Raw genomic sequence first — 4,874 nt, forward strand, 5'->3', positions numbered from 1 at the left:
AAGGTGCACCTACAAAAACAATATCATCTGAAAAACCAATAAGCTCTTTGTAGCGGTCATTGAATAAAACAAAGTTCAGGTCTTTATCAATCAAACACATACCATCACTCATGTTATGCATTGATAGGCTCAACTGGCCTTCTTTCTCTTTAATGATCTCTTCAGCTTCTTTACGTGCTGTGATATCGCGGATGATACCAGTGAAAATAATCTCATCACCAAGGGTGACTTTTCCGACAGCTAAATCCATTGGGAAAAGGCTTCCATCTTTTCTCAAGCCCGTCACCTCACGGTTTTGGCCAACAATGCGATTTATACCATCCTTAAAATGGCGTTCTAAATACCCGTCATGCTCGGTTCGCGTTGGTTCGGGCATAAGCATTTTTATATTTTGCCCAACGACTTCCTCAGAGACAAAACCAAAGATACGTTCTGCAGCTGGGCTATAACTTTGAACCATACCAGCTCTATCAATGACGATGATACCGTCTGCTGCATTTTCTAGGATTGATCGAATGCGTTTTTCACTGTTTTGTAGCTCATGCGTTCTTTCAACGACGCGGTCTTCAAGTTCATCTCGTGCTCGCGTTAAAGAACGATGAGAACGCTGCCCTAAAATTAAAGTAAAGAGCGTTGCCCCTACCGCCATGATCGTTGCAATGGAGGAAATAATTAGAATATTAATTCTAAAAGTATCATGATTTTGCATGGCTTCTTCATGGTCGATTTCAGTTGCAACACCGAGGTCAAGGTTTTGTATCCAAGCCCAACTCCCAACAACTTTCACACCACGATAGTCACGATACCCATCAGTATTTGTCGTGGTTATTTTAGAACCTGAATTACTATCACCTCTGAGCTTTAATGCTTCTTGTGCCATTAAAGTTAAATCTTTGTTTTGAACATTACGTTTCTTGTGCTTTTTCTTTGTTAAATCTTGCCCAGGGTCTCGAAGATCAATTTCCTCAGAACCATTCCCAAGTAAGCCAATTTCTTTAAGCTGATCATCAAAACGACTTTGACTGACCATCTTACCTTCAGCATTAAAGGCGTAAGTTTCACCTGAATTACCCATTCGACCATGGTGTAAGATTTCAGATAACGGACCACTTGGTAAAATACGCTCCGTCATGACAGCGAGTACATTACCCTCACGGTCTATTATGGGGGCCGCAAAAAACATGGTTAAGGGTTTTTTATTATCCTCGCCACCTGTTCCAATTTTAACATCTGAACGGATAGGAGGAATAAAGACAGGACTGCCTCTAAAAGCTTTATCAATCAATTCTGGACGTATATCAGCAATAAAATTTTTCGTGCCAATATTTGTATCTCTTCTTGAACCGATACTCATTCTATCTGGTGAAATGATGAAGAAACCAGCTGAGCCAAATTGCTTATTTGATGCAAAGAAAGAACGCGCTTGTGCCAGAGCTTTTGAATTAATCAAGCTTTCACGGTTTTCTGGAACGGCAAGAAGTTCCTTCGTCAGTTCAACTAACGTCGGATTACGTCCCAATTGTTCTAAGAAACCTTGCCTTCCAAGAACCCAAGTATCTAAACGTTCTATCGAGCTTTTTAAAACAAGTTCTAGCTCATGATTTAGCGTTTCTACTGTTCTTTCTTTACTATCTGTTATCGCGACCCAATTCATCATGGCAACGCCAACAACGAGAACACTCAGGCCGATTAAAATGCTAAACCTAAAACTCTTTGCACCAAAGAAACTGGAAAGATCCGTGTCAGAACGAAGCTTACTTAAAATATACACAATCACGGCAAAGAGAATGAGTAGACCTGCACTTAACGCAAACAAAACAGGGAGCGATAATAATGCGTCTTCTTTTACAGGTGTCTGAACTGTTTCATTTTTCTCATCCGACTGTATCCAACGCCTGGAGATTTCAAGCCTTTCCTGTTTCGGAATGCTATCCAAACCTTTTTGCATTATGTTTGTGAGAATTGGCCAATCTTTTCTAACCGCAATTGCATCTGCAAAAACTAAATCTGTCTTACTTGCAATTCGTAAATTCGTCAGGCCACTTTTGGTAATGTAATATGAAGATGTTGGCATAAAGCCGAGCATGGCTTCAGCTTCACCAAAGGCCACCATTTCAAGACCTTCAATATTATTTGGAACAGCAATCACTTCGATATCTGGGTGATTATCACGTAACCATTGTTCTTCAGGCCAACCTGATATTACTGTGACTTTATTTCCTGAAAGGTCAGATGCTTTAACGCTGCCTTTTCGATCTGTTCGAGTGATGAAGACTGAAGGAAATTCATCATAGGGCGTGGTGAAGTCCATGAATTTACGTGTTTCATCATCAGCCACCATTGAGCCAATCATATCAGCTTCACGGTTACGGAATGTTTCTAGAACTTCATCCCAGTTTGCTTTACGAACGATTTCAATTTTTAGACCAATCCGCTCTGCAATATTATATACGAGATCAGCACCAAGACCGCTGTATTTACCATTCTCATCAAAGAATTCAATTGGAGGAAAATCAGGATCAGGGGCAAGGCGCACTGTTGGATGGTCTTTCAGCCATTGCTTCTCTTCAGCTGTAAGATTGATCCCCCCATTTTCTTCTGGTGTTTGTTTCGCGACATGAGATTGCAGCCATTTTATTGAAATAGAGCGTTTCTCTTCAACAGTTAAAGCTTGAACACCCTTTTTTAAAATTGAGGCAAGGGTTGGTAAGTCTTTACGCGTTGCAATGTTTAACAATGAAAGTTCAGGGTCACCCATTTTGACTTCACCTGAAACGGCAACACCCGTCATCAAATGCTTACTCAATAAATGATTAAAGACCGCAAGTTCTCCAAGGGCAGCATCTGCCTGACCAAAACTTACAGCTTTCATTGTTTCTAATGTTCCATCACGCAATAGAACTTTAATTTGCGGATAATCTCTTTTGAGAATTTCTTCGTAAAAAAAGCCCTTTGGTACGGAGACTGTTTTACCAAATAATTGTTCTAAACTTTCAAAGGGAGCATCTGTTCGGCTCAATATCGTATTTGGATTATCAGCATAAGGTGGCGTGTAAAGAAGATACTTTTGGCGATCGGCTGTTTTTACAATATTGAGCATGACATCTAAGTCACCAGCCCTCATCATATCAAGGAATTCGCTCCAAGAGGGACCTGTCTTATATTCAACCTTGAGACCGACTTTTTCAGCGATCAAGTTCATGACATCAATAGAAAATCCTAGCGGGTTTCCATTTTCTGCGTAATTAAATGGAGGCCAATCAGTTTCATTATGAACCTTAATTACTGGGTTTTTAGTGATCCAAGTTTTTTCTTCATCCGATAGGGCTATATCATGATTGGCAGCAAGCGTACTGGATATGATAGAGAGCATTCCAATGATCAAAATGCATGAAGTACGAGATAAAGAAATCAATAGCTGTGTCATGACTTGAATGCCCTCAATATTATTTATTGGCAAAAACAATTATTCCAAATAATTGAATCTACAGAGAGCTATATAAATTTATGAAACATATGGCGTAATTTCATTTGCGCCATCACCTTGACAAAAGTTTATATGCTCCTTTTATTAGAGAATATCAAAAATACAAATCAAGGGAACTGGAGATAATCTCCAGTAACAAAGCGGTGCTGCAATGATGAAACCAGAAGAAAGTCTAGACCTCACTCTGGGGCCTTGTGAGGCCCCTAAAGAAGACATCTTAGATTTAGCTGATTTTCTTCATGAGTTATTTGAATTTCTCAATAAAACTTTTGAATATGACCATGGCATACTCCTCATAAGAATGATTTTAGAAATTGTTAAGTGCCGCTCTGAAGGTGTTAATCCTGATATCTCTATGCTTGCTGAACGTATGGGAGTTTCAAGAAATACAATCAAACGCATGGACACGCTTTACAGAGAGAAGAACCCAGATATCCCTGACATGATCCCCGATGGCCGCCGCATGGTCTATGCTTATAAAGAGCTGAGTGATCCAAGTGTTAAAATGGTGGATCACATTATGACACTTTGGAATGCTAAGAGAAAAAGTTAAAGGTCTTGTGTTACTTACTGTCTGGTCTACTGACACCATAAGAAAACGCTCCACGAGGTAGAGGATTCTATAAACCGTGAGTAAAACAATCGTGGGCAAGTCGCTTAAATATTGACTTTTGAAACATATTGTACAAAAGAAGAAAGCCCCAAGGCGTTAACCTTGAGGCTTTGAAAATGGCGCGCCCAGAAGGTTTTGTAGGTCATAGGTTCCTAATTATAAAAGGCATCACTTGCCCAGATCGTTTGTCTAAGCAAATGTCTGGTTGCCATTATGGTCTACCTCTGGCGCACAACAAAGACCAATAAAATGGGTAAGCACTTTTTGGATGCTTTTACATTTTGAGGGCATTGTAATAAGACGACTTGCTGATATTTAGATGCTTCAACGTTGCCGCCACGGTGACTGTTGGGTCTTTGTAGGCGTGTTGGATGTGTTTGATTAAGTCGTCAGTTAATTTTGTTGGTCTTCCGAAGACAACACCATTCTCTCTGGCAATTTTTTGCCCAGCCATAGTTCTCTCTACGAGTAAGTTTTTCTCAAATTCAGATAGACTGCCAAGAATGCTGAATAATAATTTCCCAGTCGCGGTGGATGTATCAATGGAATCCATTAGAGAGACAAGTTCAGCACCTTTGGAATTGATCAGGTCAGATATCTCCAATAGGTCACGTTGGCTTCGTGCTAATCGATCCAAACGCCAGACAACTAATTTGTCTCCTTCGCGCAACAAATCCAATACGGCATTAAGCTGTTCACGGTCACGCTTTGAGCCAGACACTTTCTCTTTATAGATATCTCTTTCATCACAGCCGTATTTGACCAAAGCATCCA

At 40.1% G+C, this 4,874-nt stretch carries 3 protein-coding genes; 1 reads left to right on the plus strand and 2 read right to left on the minus strand.

The features are described from left to right. A partial coding sequence (locus tag MTBPR1_RS09165; RefSeq protein WP_126465131.1) for a transporter substrate-binding domain-containing protein occupies positions 1-3,427 on the minus strand: 3,427 nt, incomplete at its 3' end. A 211-nt stretch (positions 3,428-3,638) separates the two neighbouring features. Between MTBPR1_RS09165 and MTBPR1_RS09170 the strand changes: the two genes are divergently transcribed. Next, a complete protein-coding gene (locus MTBPR1_RS09170; RefSeq protein WP_069188724.1) occupies positions 3,639-4,040 on the plus strand; it encodes a hypothetical protein in 402 nt (133 codons plus the stop codon). Between the two features lie 334 nt (positions 4,041-4,374). Here the strand turns inward: MTBPR1_RS09170 and MTBPR1_RS09175 are convergent. Further along, on the minus strand, positions 4,375-4,874 hold a 500-nt coding region (locus MTBPR1_RS09175), incomplete at its 5' end, for a recombinase family protein (RefSeq protein WP_069188725.1).

This window comes from Candidatus Terasakiella magnetica (assembly GCF_900093605.1).
Lineage (GTDB): Bacteria > Pseudomonadota > Alphaproteobacteria > Rhodospirillales > Terasakiellaceae > Terasakiella > Terasakiella magnetica.

What these genes read in the sequence shown, in the direction of transcription:
- MTBPR1_RS09170 (WP_069188724.1), top strand. Translation starts at nt 3,639, where the DNA reads ATGATGAAACCAGAAGAAAGTCTAGACCTCACTCTGGGGCCTTGTGAG.